This is a genomic window from Pseudoselenomonas ruminantium, from assembly GCF_900104055.1.
GTDB classification, from domain to species: Bacteria; Bacillota; Negativicutes; order Selenomonadales; family Selenomonadaceae; genus Selenomonas_A; species Selenomonas_A ruminantium_C.
Genome location: NZ_FNJQ01000037.1, coordinates 12,201 through 29,174, shown reverse-complemented (window position 1 = coordinate 29,174; position 16,974 = coordinate 12,201). Strand labels below are relative to the sequence as shown.

Below are 16,974 nucleotides of genomic sequence, written 5' to 3'. Positions count from 1 at the left end.
CAGGGAGGGACGTTTAGCGGAAACAGCAAAAGTACTCCCCCGTGAACCCCTGACAACGTATGAACGGGATACCTTCAGCACGAACTGCCCAACAAACTGCAATTTTCATGAAACTTGACGCAGGATGAGTTTTGCCAAGCTCTATTCCTGCGGTTTGATTAACCCGTTCTGATATGCCAGCAGCAGATTATATAGGTCGGTAATCTCATCCTGTATGAGCTTCCCTTCATCCGTATCCCCGAGCGTCGTCCGACAGGCCTGCAGTTCCACAGTCTCTGACACTGATTCGATATCGTGGTTCTCCTTCAATGCCTCTCTTACATCAGCAATCTTCTGATGCTGCAAGAGGCGCAGTCCGCGGGAATTGGAAATCAGGGTATATCCTGAGATTCCCGTCTTGCTATGATAGGCCTTACAGAACCCGCCATCAATGATGATGGCCTTGCCGCCCGCTTTTACCGGTGTTTCACCTTTCTTCACCTTGACCGGCACATGCCCATTTATAATATGACCTTTCACTGGATCAAGGCCAAACTCCCGTAACACCATGGCACAAGTCTTTTCGCTGTTGATGTACTTGAAATAGGGATCAGAAGGTTCCTTCCACGTGCTTTCATCGGCAATAAAAGCCCGCTCAAAGGTCTTGAATTCACGCCCTGACACTGGCGACAGCCGTCCGCACCAGAGGAAATACATGAAATCCACCGCACTCGCCGTATGATGCAGATAAGCCTCCCGGGCCATGCGGTCGCAGTAATCAAACCAGGCACGGCCTTTCAGCTCCTGCCCGCCATAGGACACAGATCGCATCGTACCATCCTCATTGAGCAGTACACAGCCATGGAACAGCAGATTGCCATTATAGCGGGTATAGAGACTGCCCTTCTGATAGAGATAATCCACATGCTGCTGCAATACCGCACTTTCCAGGAAATACGATTTCAAGTCCGCAATAATGTCCGCTTCCTTCTCCGTCAGCTGATAGGGATCAACGCTATCCTCGTCAATCGTGGGGAAATAAGCGCTCTCCAGTTCATAGCGCTTGCCATCGCCCAACACCGCATGGGACGAACGGAAGTCAATCTTATCGAGAAGCAGCCGGCTGTCCATCTGATATTCCGGATGCCGGCGAATAAGTTGGCCTTCCAGCTTGAACATCATCATCGTGATGGCCTTTTCCGCGGCCTTGATGGGATTGGCATCGGGATAGCTGCGGGAAGCAAAGGTGGTCAGAGGGCGCAGGCTGATGCCATAGCCCCGTTCGAGCACGTCTGTATTATTGTAACGCAAAGAATTGCGCACCACCGCCGCAATGCAGGTTTCATTGCCCAGTGCCGCCCCCATCCAAAGCACATCATGGTTGCCCCATTGAATATCCACCGAGGGATGTTTCATCAACAGGTTCAAGATGGCATCAGGCCGATTTCCCCGGTCGAAGAAATCACCGACAATATGCAGCCGGTCTACTGCCAGCCGCTTGATGAGCACCGTGAATGCCTCGATGAAGTCCGCTCCGCTGTCAATCTGCACGATGGTGTTGAGCAGCCGCTTATGATAGACAAACTGCGCATTGTCCGCCTCTGGCCGGGTATTCATAAGCTCCACGATGACCGACTCATACCGTTTGGGTATAAAGCCATAGACCTTGGAGGCTGGATACTTATAGCTCATGAGCTTGGACAGTTCCAGCAGTTGTGACAGATTCTGCCGATACCACTCCGGCGTATTCTTATGGGCACTCGTTATCTGCTCAATCTTTTCCTTGGGATAATAGATCAGCGTACAGAACTCCGCCTTCTCCTCCTCACTGAGCCGTTCACCGAAAACGTAGTCCACCTTTTCCCGGATAACCCCGGAACAATTGTTGAGAATATGAAAGAAGGACGCATATTCACCATGCAGGTCGCTCATGAAGTGTTCGATGCCCTTGGGCAGGGACAGACGCGACTGCAAATAGATCAATTGCTCATATACAGCCTCCTTGGTCGGATACTTCTCTGCCAATAACCGCATAATCTTATTCGGTCTACCCTTAACTGCTGCACCACGTACCATCTTTACCGCCCCCGTAGTATTATTTATATTTATTTGTCTTTATTTTATCATAGTTTGAGCGTGAATGATATAGGTTATGATAACTAAAGCCATGGCAAACAAATATTCCGTGACCGAACCCACCTTGAAAAGTTTTATCCCCACCTTCTGCCAAGGAAACAGGAACGGCACTTTGCCGCAGACGGCATCTTCCGCAATATGCAGCAAGGCACCGATGCAGATAAACGATACACCCCGTTCGGCCTCAGCCCCCTGCGGCAAAAATCCCAATTGCATCAGGGCATAGATGGCAATATAGATAACTGGCCAATGTGACCAGCCCCGATGTTTGGCCCGCCAGCTCCAATAATTTGCCCCAGGACGCCCTTCTACTTTGTCCGGAAAGATGGCACCAGCCATGGAAAAGACCGTGGCCAGGGGATCTGCTGTAGCCCCATATACAATTACACCAGTTACGATTTCATGATTAACCCATTTCATTGCTGCGTTTTAACTCCTTAGTCTGCTCGATTTGTAGACTTATTTTACCATATCGAGTATAATTAGGGTACTTTAATGAACGGAGATAACGCAAATGGACGATTATACTTGGCAACAGCGTCTGCGGGCACGGCGGGCGCGGGAACACCGGCGGTTGTATCTGGTCTTTTTCCTGCTGGCCGCCCTGATTGGCGCAACAGTCTGGTATTTCTTTTTCTACATCCGCACCCCGGAGTATGCCTTGGAGCAGCTCCAGACGGCCATCGCCAAACAAGATGAAGCCGCCTTCAAACACTATGTGAATGCAGAACTGCTTTCCTCCCGAGCCTACGATGACCTGACGGTCGACCTTTTCGCCTATGATTCTGAACTAACACCGAAGACCAAGGCCATGTTTGAAAAATTCTATATCATGATCAAACCACAGCTGGCAGAGGGCATGGAGAACGCCGCTTTGGGGCGTATCAGCAGCGGCAGCTGGAACCTGCCGGAAGGCACGGATATCCTTAAGGGGCGCCAGCTCGGCATCGACTTTGAGCGTTTTATCGAGCGCAGCCAGATCCGCAACACCACTCTCGTAAAAGTAGGCAAAGTGGAACATAATGGCCGCAGTGCCACGGCAGATGTGGAAATCCTGGAGGATTACACCCAGACGCCCTTCACCCTGCAACTAGCCATGGAACAGGCCGAGGATGGACACTGGCAGGTAGCCTATATCAAGAACTATAAAGCCTACCTCGATAAGATATCCCCCCTGCAGAACAAGGATATTGCCGACTATATCGACGCCACGAAAAAAATCGTCAGCGACAGCAATGAGAACTTCGAAGTGTTCCAGAACCACTTCAAACGGCTGAACAGCTCGAAGACCGGCCATCTCTCCAAACAGCAGAAACAAACGATAGCCGCTCTAATTGAGGACGATATCATCCCGGCACTCCAGGAACGCCAGACGAAGCTGGATGCGATAGAGGTCCCCGCCGGCGCCCAATATCTGGCCCGCCAGCGCCAGCAGTCCACGGAAACCAGCATCAAGGCCTGGCAGCACTATATCAAGGGACTGCGCGAGGACAGTCCTGCCGAATTTGCCACGGCCGAAACCCTGCATAAGCAGGAACTGGCCATCGATCTGCGAGTACAGGATATCATCCGCCATACGGCTATCAGCAAGAATATCCCGAACCTGCCCTGACCTTTGATTCTTTACAGTTTCCCTTGACTTATTCCCATTTCGTAGTAAAATGAATTTATAGAACTTGTGTGAAAATTCGCAACTACAACCAATTAACTTATGAACTATACAATTATGCTATGTGGAAAGGTGGCTCGATACTATGACGACAGCAAAATCACTGTGCCAGGTGCTGTTGGCACCATTCTCCGGAAAGACTATGGAACTGGCCTCTGTCCCCGATCCTGTATTTGCTGAAAAACTCACAGGCGACGGTCTGGCTATTGAGCTGAACAGCGACACAGTTCTGGCGCCCTGTGATGGCGTGATTTCCTTGTTCTTCGACACGAAGCATGCCTTTGCCATCACTACCGACGATGGCATCCAAATTCTCGTACATATCGGTCTGGACAGCATCATCCTGAACGGTGAAGGCCTTACGGCGCTCAAGAAATCCGGCGACCGGGTAAAAGCCGGCACCCCCATCATCAAAGTAGACCTGGATGTGCTCAAAAAGAATTCCATCAACATGATCTCCCCGGTGTTGGTAGTCAATTATGATAAGGTATCGAACCTCAAGACACGTTCCGCTGGCTGTGAAGTATCGGCCGGCAGTGATGAAGTCCTGCAATATGCACTAGCTGTATGAAAAAAGCCGCCTGTTGGCGGCTTTTTTCATATCCTTATCGCTGTAGATATATATTGATTTCCTTCTGTACCTGACTCAGGGCATTGCTAAGGGATGAATTTTCCTGTACGGCGTGAAAGAGCCGGTTATCTGCCAGATTCATGGCCTCCTTATATCTCGGGAACTTCGGTTCTGTCAGGGAATCGGCCATGACCTCACTGACCGTCTTGAGATTCATCTCATCGCTGCCCGGCGTAGAGTTGGTGAACAACTCCTGCGCTCTAGCCGACTCCACCACATCCCTGCGCACGGGAAGCCCCTGCGATTTCGTCAGTACCATCTCCTGAATGACGGGATCATAGCAGATGGTCTTCAGTAGTTCCCAGGCCAGGCGCTGCTCGCTGCTGCGGGCACTGATACCCACCAGCATGGTCTGCATGATGGAACCATTGCCGCCTGAAGGACCTGCCGGCAATTTAATACAGTCCCATTCAAAGGAACTGTATTTCTTTATGCGCCAGGGATAAGGTTTGTAGGTGCGATACTCGGCAAAGGAAAAGGGGCGGAAGGCTACCCTGCCCATATCGAAATCCTTGGCCGTCACTTCCTGCCCCTTGCTCACAGCATGAAGCTCCGCCATAAAACGCATGACTTCTTCCATATGCGGCCCGGAAAAATCTGCACTGCGCCCATCCTCGGCAAAGATTGGCACGTCATTGGTCAGCGCAGCCTTACGCCAGGTATAGTCATATACCCCGAACTGGTCCAGCCGGCCGTCGCCATCCGTATCCTTGGTCACCGCCTTGCAGATCTGCAGGAAATCCTGCCAGGTCCAGTTATTCGCCGGAATGGGAATCCCTTCCTTGGCCAACAAGGTCTTGTTCACGAACATCAACGTGGTCACAGCTCCCACAGGCAGAGCATAACTGATTCCCTGATAGCGGCCGTAATCCAGCGCACGCGGGTAATATACCGACGGATCGAACGACTCATCGCCATTCATGGACCGGTCAAGTGGCTGCAGGGCCCCGATGGAGGCATACAGATTGAAATCCTCTCCGGGTACCACGAAGATATCCGGCTCTTCGCCCTTCAGGAGCCGCTCTGCCAGCCATTCGGAATAATCATCCTTGCGGATGCCGCTGACATACTTGACGGTCACGCCGGGATGCTCTGCCTCAAAACGCTTGATTGCCTCTTCCAGCAAGGCATAGGAATCACCCTCCGGCACATTCCAGTTGCTGCCCGCAAAAAGTCCTACCGTCAGCACTTTCGGGCGCGTCAGATACCAGCCCAAAAAACAGGTCATAAACAGCAGGAACGCTAAGTAAAGGGCAAATCCACGCTTCACGATACATCCACCTCAGCAGCCGCCACGCCTGTCTGTACCGCCCAGATGGCCAGCTGCGTACGGTCCCGCAGCCCTAATTTCGACAAGGTGCTGGACAGGCTGTTGCGCACCGTACCTTCGGAAAGGCTGAGCTTTTCCGCAATCTCTTTATTGGACAGGCCATGCCCCACCAGATGAGCGATATTGCGCTCCGTACGGCTCAGCCCTTCTGCCGCGCTATTGGTTTCTACAGCACTGCTGCCCTGAGCCATCTGATTGAAGAACTTGACGACCTTAGTGACAATCCCCGGATTGATCATGGCCCCGCCGGACACCACCGTACGGATAGCACCTGTGAGCTCCGGCACCGAAACACCTTTCAGGAGATACCCGCTGGCGCCATATTTTAGAGCATTGAATACATATTCATCATCATCAAAGGTAGTCAGGATGATGATCTTCACCGCAGGATAAAGGCGCTTGACCTCCCGCGTGGCCTCCACCCCATCCAGTTCCGGCATGCGCACATCCATCAGGATCACATCCGGCTGCTCTTGGGCCAGCATCTCCATGAGAATCTGCCCGTTTTCAGCTACCCCCGTCACTTCGAGATCTTCATTCTGATCCAGGACGATTTTCAGACTCTCGCGAATCAGTTCCTGGTCATCAGCGATAAACACCTTGATCATCCATTATCCTCCCCATTATTATCCATTACATTCTTCCCCATTGGAATCGTGGCTTCCAGCGTAAAGCCATTGTCGCTCCAATAACGCAGGCGCCCATGCAGCAAGGCCAGCCTTTCCTCCATATGGCGCAAGCCAAACCCCTGTTGCGGCGCTTCGCATCCGGTCCCGTTATCGGCAATGATGATATAGAACCGCCCCGGTTCGAGACCACAGGTAACGGTGACCTTGTCCGCCTTGCCATGGCGGCGGGCATTGGTGATGCCTTCCTGCACGATGCGGTAGATGACTTCCTCCTCATCCTCCCGCAGTTTTTCCGGCCACCCCAGTTCCACCAGATGAATGTCCACGCCGGAAGAGGCACCAAACTCGGCAATGACCTTTTTCACAGCCTGTTTCAGCGGCATCTTCTCCAAGTCATCTGGCCGCAATTTCTTCACCGAACGGCGCACATCCACAATGCCATGCTGCGCTGTCGCCCGGATCTTTTCCATCTGCTTCTTCACCGCGCCCGGCGCTGCATCTACCAGCACCAGACAGGCATCCAACCCGGCCACGATACCAGTCAGCGTGTGCCCCAGCGTGTCGTGGATCTCCCGTGCCAGACGGTTGCGCTCACGGGTTTCTGCCGTGCGCTCGGCCTCGATCGCATACGCCCGCAGACGCACATTGGCCTCCTCCAGCTGCTTGTTGAGGCTGGCAATGCGTTCCTTCTCATGATGCTTGCTCTGCACGAGCAGCACCAGATAGAGCACGAACAGCACGATATTCAGGGAAATCAGGCCGTTCTTGATGGCCAGCAGCACCGACTGTACCTCTGGCCGGTAATAGGCGGCATAGACATCAAAGGGGGCCACATGGCGCTGGAAAATGGCCAGATTATAGTTGGCCATGAAATAAAGCCCCAGCATGGCTCCGAGCAGCAGCCAGCTCTGATTCTCGCCCTGATAGCGGTGCATAAGGTCTGCAACGGCCAACAGCACCACACCATCATAGGCGAGATTCAGGCTGCGCATCAATAGCATACAAACACCGATTTCCGCCGCAAAGACCAGATGCCGCTGACCGCTGGCTATTCCCCCATGCCGGTAGAGCTTCCCTAACAGCAGCAGTAGCGCATAGGCCCCTACCGAGGCCAGAAAACCTTTGAACGCCGGCAATGGGACAATGGGCAATGTGGTCAGGAACGCATGTGCAGACATGGTCGTGATGATCTTTTCCTGTGTCAGGCTCATAAAGCCTGCCATCAGCAGGACCACCAGCCCATTATAGAGTCCTAACAGGCCGTAGAGCCATTCCAGCCGCCGTTCCTCCGGCGTATAGGCCTCCGTCATCAGTCCCAACCTCCCATATCCGTATTGATATTTTCCTTGTCCAACAGCTGTGTGGGCAGTTGGAATATCCGAGGTACCTGCTCCCCGGCCAGCAGCTTATAGGCCTGCTCTACTGCCTGCCGGCCGATTGCCCGGGGTGACTGTCCTGCCGTAGCAATCATGTGGCCCTGACTGATCATTTCCCTGGTCTCCGGCACGCCATCCACCCCATAAACCAGCACCTGATCCAGCCGGCCTACAGTCTGCAGCGCAGCCATGGCCCCCATAGCTGCAGGATCATTCAGGGCCATCACCACATTGATGTCAGGATGACGCTTCAACATTTCCTGCATGGCAGGCATGGCCTGTTCCAACTGCCCCTGGCACTCAGCCTGCGCCACCACTTTAAAAGCCGGATTGCCGTTCAGTCCATCGAGGAACCCCTGGATACGCTCCACCGACGAACGCGTTTCGGAATGCTTGAGCAGCGCGATATTGCCTCCAGTGGCATGCGCCAACAGGTGCTGTGCACATTGCTGCCCGGCCAGATAGTTATTCGACACCACCGTAGTCGCGACATAATCCTCAGCCTCGACATTGGTGTCGATGGCAATCACCAGCACATGCGCCTCCTTCGCCAGCTGCAAGGCAGGACCAATGCGCTGCGAATCCACGGGGTTGATGAAGATAACCTCCACACCGCTGTCAATGAGTTCCTTTATAGCCTCTTCCTGCCTCTCCACCGACAGGACCGGATCGCGGGAGAGCAGGACATCCCCCCTTTTTTCCACTTCCATGCGGATTTCCTCATCCACGATCTCATAGAAGGGATTGTTCAGTGTCATATACACCGCCCCGAACTTGCGCCGATGCTCCGTCTGCCGCAGGGAAAAATCGGTCTGCATGATCTGCCACATGATCAGCCCCGTCAAAAAAATCGTCAAGGCCCCCATCACGCTCCAAAAGAGCCGCTCGCCTCGTTCCATACCGCCAAACTCCGCCTTTCTCCGTCAACAGCTTCCATAATACAGTTCAAATTATAGCACCCTCAGACAATTTTGCCTATCCTTGCTGTTGACGATGCCTCTTGGCTTCGATATAATTAAATAGTTGAAATTGACTTATTAATGCGAGATATCCATAAAGGAAGTGTTGTTACTGTGAAAAAAACGATTCTCTGCAGCCTGCTGACAGCGCTGGCGCTCTTCACCGTCGTTCCGGCAGAAGCCGCAGTCACGGGGACCGGCGCCAATAAAATCGAGGTCCCGTCCACGGAAACTGTCCAGCCGGTAGTCAACGGATATGTTGAAGCCAATAACATCTTTAAAACCGCCAGCCTTCACCGCGATCAGCTGACCAGCGAATATCGTCTGACCAAATACGATGTGATTCAGCTGAGCATTCTGGGCTTTCCTAATGGTATCGGCTACAGCACGGGTTCCACGGACAGCAATGGTGATGTGATCGTCGTCGGCCCGGACGGATATGCTACGCTTCCTTACGTAGGCGGCGTAAAACTGGCAGGCCTGACGCTTGAAGAAGCAGGCGAAGTCATCAAGGAAAAACTGTCCCAATACATCAAGATCCCCAGCATCGTCGTTTCCATGAAAAGCTACGGTGCCCGCAAGGTCTATGTAATGGGCTCCGTAAACAGCCCTGGCATCAAGGATATGAATATCGACAATCTCAATGCCTACGCGGCAATCACCGCGGCCGGCGGTTTCAGCAACCGCGGGCGCAGTACCCGCGTACAGGTTATCCGGGTAATCGATAATACCATGTACTACCGCCAACTGAACATGAAGGCCTTCATCCGCCATCATGATCTTACGCAGAACGTCGCCCTGCAGGATGGTGACATTGTCTACGTACCAAAATCCAATGGCATCAAGTGGAAGGAAGATATCCTGCCGTTCTTCCAGGCTTATACTTATTATAAAGCAATCGTAGACTAAACTACGTGCAAAAACGCAGCCGCAAACAGCGGCTGCGTTTTATTTTACAGATATTCTTCAAAGCGCTCCATATCCAGCACTTTGATTGTTTTTCCCTCCACCTGCAGTATCCCATCCTTTTGCATAGCGGATAATTCTCTGGATAGCGACGGGCGCGTGACCGCCAAATACGCAGCCATGAATTCCCGGCTGCCGGTAAGTTCCAGTTCACGCTTGCCCTGCAGTTCAAGAAACAGGAAGCGCACGATCTTTTCCCGCAGGGAACCGCTGGCCAGCACCTTGATCTTGTTGTGCATGAAGTAAGCCTTGCGGGCAAAGATGCGCATGAGGTTGCGCTGGATCTTCAACGCGCTGCGGCTGAGTTCGCCGCCCGCATCCCAGGTGAACAGCTTGCTGGATATCTCCAGTAAGCGCACAGGCGTGACCGTCTCCACATACATATCATAGGGCTGCTTCAATACCTCATAGACTTCCCCGAACATATCCCCAGGCTCATTGATTTCCGACAGGAAAATCCGCCGCCCCGAGAAGGTATCCTTGAGGATATGCACTTCTCCGGCGAGCAGGATATAGAGAGAATGCGGTGTATCGCCCTCATGGAAGACAATTTCTCCTTTGGGATATTCCCGCAGACTCACCTGTGCCGAGGCCAAAAGTTCCCGCACTTCCTCGTCGCTCATGCCCTGAGCCAGTGAACACTTTTTCAGCAGGAGAATGAGTTTTTCCTTGGCTTCACCTGCCATAGCTTACTCCTGTACCAAAATTTTCTCGATTTCAACGATATACATCGTATGATAGTCGTCCTGATACCAGCGTTCATCTGCTGCCTTGTCGATAAAGCACTCCTGCTTGAGTTCCTGCGCATAGAGCTTGCGGCAGAGCATGGTCACGCGGGCCTCATCATAGTAAGTGCGGCCATTGTCATGCTTGACCGTAAGACCAGCTTTCTCAATCTTATCCTCATCGCGGCCGGAGACCGTGCCAAAGTAGTTCATCATCTGACGGCGGTCTTCACCAAATACCGAAATCGTCATGCCGTCGGCCTTATCCACAAATTCCTTCGTATAGCGGGACGGACGGATAAAGACATAGGCCACGGGCTTACCCCACATGATGCCCATACCGCCCCAGGAAGCGGTCATCGCATTGCTCTTGCCGTCTGCTTCACCGGTCAGCAGCAGCCAGTCCTTGCCGATTACCTTGAATACACTTTCGTTGAAATCATCCGGGCGAATCTCTTTTACTGCCATTAAATTCATCCTCTCTGTAAAACAGGGTAAAATTAATTTTAATAAATTAATTTTACCCTATCTGCCTCTAAAAATCCAGTTTTCCTTACTTGGCTTTCTTCGCAAGCTTCACCTTGTCACCATAGATGGTCTTGAACTCGTCTTTCATGGAAATGGTGTCCCAGCCGCGCTCATCGGCCAATTTCTTGAGCTTTTCCGCCTTGGCCGGATTCCCCAGTTCCCGCTCGGTATCGTCGCAGAGCACGAAGAAGGACGCACTCGGATACGGATTGTTCTGCAAGGTATATTCCAGCATGCCGCTGTCACCGGTGGAATTGCCGAAAGCCAGCACCGGCTGCTTGCCAATCTCGTAGAAAATACTGAAGATCTTGTTGCTCTGGCCGTTTTCCCCGGCAAAGACACCGGAACGGACCACTTTTTCCGTATGACGGTCAAAGAAATGATGATCTGGGGCATCATTTCCCTGCTTGCTGGTCACATAATGCACATTAGAACCAATCATCTTGTCCCGCGGCACATCGAGTACCCCTTCCACGAGGCAACGCAGTATTTCGCGCTCACAGGCCGAATCCATATAGACCGTGAAGCCATTGTGGCGCAGATAGGAAACCACCTCAACCATCGGCAGATAATAAGCTTCGCCACGCTTGAGGTTCGTCAGCCCGATTTCCTTGGTCTCCATGAACTTCTTGACATAAGCCGCATATTCATCAGCCGTCATCCCCGCATAGGACTGATGCAGCACCTTGCCCATTCTCGCATTGAGATCCTTCGGAATCGGCTTCTTCCCCAGAATCAACGGCTGCACTTCCTTGGCTACTGCCACCATCTCTTCCGTAGGCTGATAGTTCTTGTCCTCCAGCACGCGATGCAGGAACATCATTTCCTGGAAATAATAAGGTGCCGTCTCACAGTAAAGTGTGCCATCCAGATCGAATGTAGCAATCCGCGCCTCTGGCGGGATGTAATTCTTGCTCTGCGGATTCACTGCCTCTTCCACGAACTTCACCAACTTCGCCTTGGTCGGCGAATTGGGCTGCCAATATTTGAAATCGCTGGCCGTCGACACACTGATGGCCGCCAGTTCCGCCCGGCTGGCCGCCTGCGCATAATCAGCACTCCCCCAAAAGCCAAAAACCAACGCCCCAGCCAAAAGTCCTGACAAGATCTTTTTCTTCATGATATCCTCCCCTTCTATAAGTCAAACAAAACACCAACATTTATATTTTCTTCCAAATCTGCTCTTTTTCCTGCTATAGCACAAAAACCACTTTATCCCCATGGCGGCAGGTGCATATTTTGCGGGCGGAACGACTGCTCCGCTGGCTGGTAACTCATCTTTATACACAAAAAATCCACAAAACAGGTGAGTTATCCACAGTTTTGCCATGGATATCCACCATATTTTGTGGATAACTTGCTGATTCATACACAAATAAGCTTATTTCTGTTCCTTGAGGGCATCATCTAAGGTATGCCAGGCCAATACCGCACATTTCACCCGTGCAGGCATATGAGCTACATTCTTGAGCGCCAAGGCTTCGTCCAACTCTTCGAGTTCGTCTTCGTCCACCAGTTCTCCCTTGATCATGGAGATGAACTTATGGGCCAGCCGGCGGGCATCTTCGACACTCTTGCCGCGAATCAGTTCCGCCATGATATCCGTGCTGGCCTGCGAAATGGCGCAACCCACACCGGTAAAGGCGGCCTCTTTGACCAGTCCATCCTCCACCTGCAGTTCAATGGTAATCTCATCGCCGCAGCTCGGATTCCTGCCCTTCATCTGACAGGTCGCACAGGACAGCTTATGTTTATGGTCAGGGTTGCGGCTATGCTCTCCTAAAACTTCCGTATACACATCATCAAGCGCCATACCCAAGTACACCTCTTACTTTCTTCAATGATTCAATCCAGCGATCAACATCCTCCCGCGTGTTGTAGAGATAGAAGCTGGCCCGGCAGGTGGCGTTCTGCCCGAGATAGCGGTGCAGTGGCTGAGCGCAGTGATGGCCAGCCCGCACGGCCACGCCGTCATTGTCGAGAATGGAGGCCACATCATGCGGATGCACATCCTTGACATTGAAGGCAATGATTCCCGTCTTGTTGTCCCGCGTCGTATCGCAGCCGTACAGCTCAATAAACGGCAGCTCGCGCAATTGCGGCAGGGCGTAATTCAGCAAGTCCGCTTCGATGGCCTCGATACGCTCAAACGAGATTTTCTCCAGATAGTCAATGGCCGCGACCAGACCTGCCGCACCGCCCACATTCTGCGTACCAGCTTCGAACTTGGCCGGTACTTCGGCCCAAGTGGAATCCTGCTCTTCGACATACTCGATCATATCGCCGCCGCGCAGGAAGGGTTCCATCGCATCCAACAGTTCATACTTGCCATAGAGCACGCCAATGCCCATCGGTGACAGCATCTTATGACCGGAGAAAGCGAAAAAGTCGCAATCGAGGTCGCTGACATCCACAGCCATATGGGCCACGCTCTGGGAACCATCCACCACGCAGACAGCACCAACGCTATGGGCCTTCTGCACGATGGCTTTGACATCATTCTTGAGCCCCAGGACATTGGAAACCTGTGTGACCGCCACGATTTTCGTGCGCTCGGTGATCTTCGTCTCGATATCTTCCTGCGACAGATTGCCATCTTCCTCAAGATAGATGTACTTAAGCGTTGCGCCTTTGGCCTTGGCCACCATCTGCCAGGGCACGCAGTTGCTGTGATGTTCGGAAATGGAAATCACGATCTCATCGCCTGCACCCACATTATGCAGACCATAACTGTAGGCCACAAGGTTCAAGGCCTCGGTAGCATTCTTCGTAAAGATGATTTCCTGCGGGCGTTTGGCCTTGATGAATTTGGCCGTGCGCTCGCGGGCACCTTCATAGATATCCGTAGCCTTGATGGACAGCGCATAAGCCCCGCGATGGGGGTTGGCATTGCAGCCGCCGTAATAGCCGCAAATGGATTGGATCATCTGCTCCGGCTTCTGCGTGGTCGCGCCGTTATCGAGATAGGCCACCTTGCGGCCATTGATTTTCTGGTTCAATAAGGGAAAATCCTTTAAAAATTCCTGTGCATCAGCCATGCGAAAGCCTCCTCTGCAAATAAGCGTCAATCTCTGCTTTCAATTCTTCGTCTGCAATGCGGTCCAGGACTGGCTGGAAGTTCGCCTCGACTACGAGTTTCTGCGCTTCGGCCAGATCCAGCCCGCGGCTCATCAGATAGAAGAGCTTGCCCTCATCCATCTTGCCGATGCTCACGGCATGATGTCCGTCCACATCATCTTCATGGGACAACATGATGGGCACGCTGCGATTCTGGACATGGTCAGACAGGACCATGACTTCCTCGTCCTCCCGTCCCACGGAACCCTTGGAACCTTCGAGGAAGTCCAGCGTCCCACGGAAAGTCTTCTCGGCACCGCCTAAGAGTGCCCCGCGCACCTGCATATTGGCATCCGTCCGCCGGCCCTGCTGGCGGATGATATAGTTGAGGTCGATCTTGCGCTCACCATCGCCGAAATACAGCCCCCAGACATCGGCCACACTGTCATTGCCGGCCATGTCCACGGTAAGTTCTGCTGCCGTATGCTTGGCCCCGGCTTCCACCGTCGTATAGTTGAACTTCGCGCCCTTGCCCACATAGACCTTGATACGGCTCGCTGCCGCATCTTTCTCATCTACCAGCTGGGCATAGATAAGGTTCAGCTCACCGCCATCTGCGATATGCGCCTGCACTTCCAGCGCCCCAGGCTCTCTCCTGTCCAGCACGACACTTTTGCTTTCGCCGGCTTCCACAAGGATCTTTTCCGTTTTCACTTCAGCAGACAAGCCTGCCGGAACCTTTACTTCATTGACATTCAGCCACCGCCAGGTGCGCATGGGAATGGCGGAAAAAATTTCTTCACTGATCATCTGTATCCTCCTTATCCCATCGTACCTTCAAGCTCGATATTCACGAGATTGTTCATTTCCAGTGCGTATTCCAGCGGCAATTCCTTGGCAATTGGCTCGACAAACCCACGCACGATCATAGCCCGTGCCTCTTCCTCATCAATGCCGCGGCTGGTCAGATAGAAGATGGCCTCGTCGCTGATGCGGCCAATCTTGGCTTCATGGCCGATATCCGCCTCGTCCCCCTCGATATCCATGACCGGCAGCGTATCACTACGGGAGAGATTATCAAGCATCAGGGATTCGCAGTTGACCGAACACTTGGCGTAGGGCGCGTTTTTCGTAACCTTGACCGCACTGCGGTAAGTTGCCTTGCCGCCCGCCTTGGAAATCGTCCTGGTATTGATATTCGCCGACGTATGCGGTGCCGCATGGATAACGCTGGCCCCGGTGTCGAGATTCTGCCCCTTGGACGCAAAGGTCACACCTGTAAATTCACAGCGGGCATTTTCGCCATGCAGCACGCTGCAGGGATAGAGGCAGGAAATATGCGAACCGAAGGAACCGGACACCCACTCGATCAGACCGTCCTTTTCCACCAACGCCCGCTTCGTATTGAGGTTCATCATATTGCGCGACCAGTTCTCAATGGTGGAATAGCGCAGACGCGCGCCTTCCTTGACGAAGAGCTCCACGCAGCCCGCATGAAGATTCGTCACATTGTACTTTGGTGCCGAACAGCCCTCGATAAAATGCAGGCTGGCATTTTTCTCGACGATAATCAGCGTATGTTCAAACTGGCCAGCCCCGGCGGCATTGAGGCGGAAATAACTCTGCAAAGGCATTTCCACATGCACGCCTTCGGGAACATAGACAAAGGAACCGCCGGACCAGACCGCGCCATGCAGGGCCGCAAACTTATGGTCTTTTGGCGGCACGAGCTTCATGAAATACTCTTGGACAATATCACCATGCTCCCGCAGCGCTGTTTCCATATCGGTGTAGATAACGCCCTGCTTGACCATATCTTCCTGAATGGAGTGATAGACCACTTCCGAATCATACTGGGCACCGACACCGCCCAAAGAAGTCTTTTCCGCTTCGGGAATACCCAGTCTATCGAAGGTATCCTTGATATCCTCGGGCACTTCCTCCCATTTGCCCGTCATCTTCGCATCGGGCTGGACATAGGTCACGATATCGTCCATATTGAGCTCTTCGAGCGACGGCCCCCAGGTTGGCAAGGCCAGAGAATCATAGACTTCCAATGATTTCAGCCGGAACTGTGTCATCCATTCCGGATCATGCTTGCGCTGCGAGATATCCCGCACGATTTCCGGCGTCAGGCCGCTATGGGATTTGTAGACCGAATGGTCCGCATTCTTGATGTCATAGAGGGTACGCTCGATATCCTCTACATAAGTTTTTTTCTTCTCTGCCATAGCCTTACCCTTCCTGCTCTGCCAGGATATGGGTGAAGCCGCGGCGATTGATATCTTCAATCAGTTCCGGGCCGCCCTCTTCCACAATCTGGCCATTCATTAGTACATGCACCTTGTCCACCTTGAGATGTTCGAGGATGCGGGTATTATGCGTGATGATGAGGCAGCTGTTCTCTTCATTATGGAACTTGGCCACGCCCTCGGATACGATCTGCACGGCATCGACATCAAGTCCCGAATCCGTTTCATCGAGCAGCGCCAGCTTCGGATTCAGCATCAACAGCTGCAGGATTTCCGTACGCTTCTTCTCGCCGCCCGAGAAGCCCACATTGAGATATCGCTGGGCATATTCCGGATTCATCTTGAGTTCCTGCATCGTCGCCTTGAGCTCCTTGCGGAAGGGCAACAGTTTCACTTTCTCGCCCGTGATGACCTGCTTGGCCGTGCGCAGCATATTCTCCACAGTGATGCCCGGAATCTCTTCCGGCGTCTGGAAGGACAGGAACAGCCCCTTGCGGCTGCGCTCGAAGGTCTTCATCTCCTTCATATCCTCGCCTTCAAATTCCATGGAACCGCTTGTCACCGTATACTTCGGATGTCCCATGATGATATTCATGAGTGTGGACTTGCCCGAACCATTCGGCCCCAAGATAACATGCACTTCCCCCTTGCCTACAGACAAGGAAAGTCCCTTCAAGATTTCCTTATCCTCCACACCGGCATGAAGGTCTTTGATTTCCAAAAGCTGCTCTGCCATT

General features: G+C 52.7%; 17 protein-coding genes. 3 read left to right on the top strand and 14 right to left on the bottom strand.

Features of this window, described 5'->3' with window-relative positions; all coding sequences use genetic code 11:
• Positions 1 to 141: 141 nt before the first annotated feature.
• Complete coding sequence (locus tag BLQ59_RS13210) at positions 142 to 2,055, bottom strand: fructose-1,6-bisphosphatase (protein WP_074573325.1); 1,914 nt, start codon at positions 2,053 to 2,055, stop codon at positions 142 to 144.
• A gap of 39 nt (positions 2,056 to 2,094) precedes the next feature.
• The gene (locus tag BLQ59_RS13205) at positions 2,095 to 2,535 is read right to left on the bottom strand and encodes a metal-dependent hydrolase (RefSeq protein ID WP_074573324.1); all 441 of its coding nucleotides are present in this window, start codon (positions 2,533 to 2,535) and stop codon (positions 2,095 to 2,097) included.
• A 94-nt stretch (positions 2,536 to 2,629) separates the two neighbouring features.
• Here BLQ59_RS13205 and BLQ59_RS13200 point away from each other — a divergent pair, with 94 nt between their 5' ends.
• Together BLQ59_RS13200 and BLQ59_RS13195 are read left to right on the top strand one after the other, a co-directional pair.
• A complete protein-coding gene (locus BLQ59_RS13200; protein WP_074573323.1) occupies positions 2,630 to 3,727 on the top strand; it encodes a hypothetical protein in 1,098 nt (365 codons plus the stop codon).
• A gap of 142 nt (positions 3,728 to 3,869) precedes the next feature.
• The gene (locus BLQ59_RS13195; RefSeq protein WP_074573322.1) at positions 3,870 to 4,355 is read left to right on the top strand and encodes a PTS sugar transporter subunit IIA; all 486 of its coding nucleotides are present in this window, start codon (positions 3,870 to 3,872) and stop codon (positions 4,353 to 4,355) included.
• 34 nt (positions 4,356 to 4,389) lie between these two features.
• On the opposite strand, the gene BLQ59_RS13190 is transcribed toward BLQ59_RS13195, so the two are convergent.
• From BLQ59_RS13190 to BLQ59_RS13175, 4 genes are read right to left on the bottom strand one after another with little or no spacing between them, the layout of a single operon-like run.
• Positions 4,390 to 5,685: an ABC transporter substrate-binding protein gene (locus BLQ59_RS13190; RefSeq protein WP_081342578.1), complete on the bottom strand. Its 1,296-nt coding sequence runs from the start codon at positions 5,683 to 5,685 to the stop codon at positions 4,390 to 4,392.
• The gene (locus tag BLQ59_RS13185) at positions 5,682 to 6,353 is read right to left on the bottom strand and encodes a response regulator transcription factor (protein ID WP_074573321.1); all 672 of its coding nucleotides are present in this window, start codon (positions 6,351 to 6,353) and stop codon (positions 5,682 to 5,684) included. Before BLQ59_RS13185 ends, BLQ59_RS13190 begins: the two co-directional genes overlap by 4 nt.
• Entirely contained in the window at positions 6,350 to 7,684 is a 1,335-nt protein-coding gene (locus BLQ59_RS13180) for a sensor histidine kinase (RefSeq protein ID WP_074573320.1), read from the bottom strand. The genes BLQ59_RS13185 and BLQ59_RS13180 overlap by 4 nt, the downstream gene beginning before the upstream one ends.
• Complete coding sequence (locus BLQ59_RS13175) at positions 7,684 to 8,649, bottom strand: sugar ABC transporter substrate-binding protein (protein ID WP_074573319.1); 966 nt, start codon at positions 8,647 to 8,649, stop codon at positions 7,684 to 7,686. The genes BLQ59_RS13180 and BLQ59_RS13175 overlap by 1 nt, the downstream gene beginning before the upstream one ends.
• 174 nt (positions 8,650 to 8,823) lie before the next feature.
• Here BLQ59_RS13175 and BLQ59_RS13170 point away from each other — a divergent pair, with 174 nt between their 5' ends.
• Positions 8,824 to 9,618: a polysaccharide biosynthesis/export family protein gene (locus BLQ59_RS13170; protein WP_074573318.1), complete on the top strand. Its 795-nt coding sequence runs from the start codon at positions 8,824 to 8,826 to the stop codon at positions 9,616 to 9,618.
• 44 nt (positions 9,619 to 9,662) lie between these two features.
• On the opposite strand, the gene BLQ59_RS13165 is transcribed toward BLQ59_RS13170, so the two are convergent.
• The 8 genes from BLQ59_RS13165 to sufC form a co-directional block, all read right to left on the bottom strand.
• The gene (locus tag BLQ59_RS13165) at positions 9,663 to 10,361 is read right to left on the bottom strand and encodes a Crp/Fnr family transcriptional regulator (RefSeq protein WP_074573317.1); all 699 of its coding nucleotides are present in this window, start codon (positions 10,359 to 10,361) and stop codon (positions 9,663 to 9,665) included.
• 3 nt (positions 10,362 to 10,364) lie between these two features.
• On the bottom strand, positions 10,365 to 10,868 hold the full coding sequence (locus BLQ59_RS13160) for a flavin reductase family protein (RefSeq protein ID WP_074573316.1): 504 nt from the start codon (positions 10,866 to 10,868) through the stop codon (positions 10,365 to 10,367).
• A gap of 85 nt (positions 10,869 to 10,953) precedes the next feature.
• On the bottom strand, positions 10,954 to 12,048 hold the full coding sequence (locus BLQ59_RS13155) for an HAD family hydrolase (RefSeq protein ID WP_081342577.1): 1,095 nt from the start codon (positions 12,046 to 12,048) through the stop codon (positions 10,954 to 10,956).
• Between the two features lie 261 nt (positions 12,049 to 12,309).
• Entirely contained in the window at positions 12,310 to 12,741 is a 432-nt protein-coding gene (gene sufU, locus BLQ59_RS13150) for a Fe-S cluster assembly sulfur transfer protein SufU (RefSeq protein ID WP_074573314.1), read from the bottom strand.
• Entirely contained in the window at positions 12,731 to 13,966 is a 1,236-nt protein-coding gene (locus BLQ59_RS13145) for a cysteine desulfurase (RefSeq protein ID WP_074573313.1), read from the bottom strand. Before BLQ59_RS13145 ends, sufU begins: the two co-directional genes overlap by 11 nt.
• Positions 13,959 to 14,795 carry a SufB/SufD family protein gene (locus BLQ59_RS13140; RefSeq protein WP_074573312.1) on the bottom strand — a complete coding sequence of 279 codons (837 nt, stop codon included), beginning with the start codon at positions 14,793 to 14,795 and terminating at the stop codon, positions 13,959 to 13,961. The genes BLQ59_RS13145 and BLQ59_RS13140 overlap by 8 nt, the downstream gene beginning before the upstream one ends.
• Before the next feature lie 11 nt (positions 14,796 to 14,806).
• Entirely contained in the window at positions 14,807 to 16,216 is a 1,410-nt protein-coding gene (gene sufB, locus BLQ59_RS13135; RefSeq protein WP_074573311.1) for a Fe-S cluster assembly protein SufB, read from the bottom strand.
• Between the two features lie 4 nt (positions 16,217 to 16,220).
• Positions 16,221 to 16,973 (bottom strand): Fe-S cluster assembly ATPase SufC, encoded by a 753-nt coding sequence (gene sufC / locus BLQ59_RS13130; protein ID WP_074573310.1) that lies wholly within the window; start codon positions 16,971 to 16,973, stop codon positions 16,221 to 16,223.
• Between the last annotated feature and the right edge of the window lies 1 nt (position 16,974).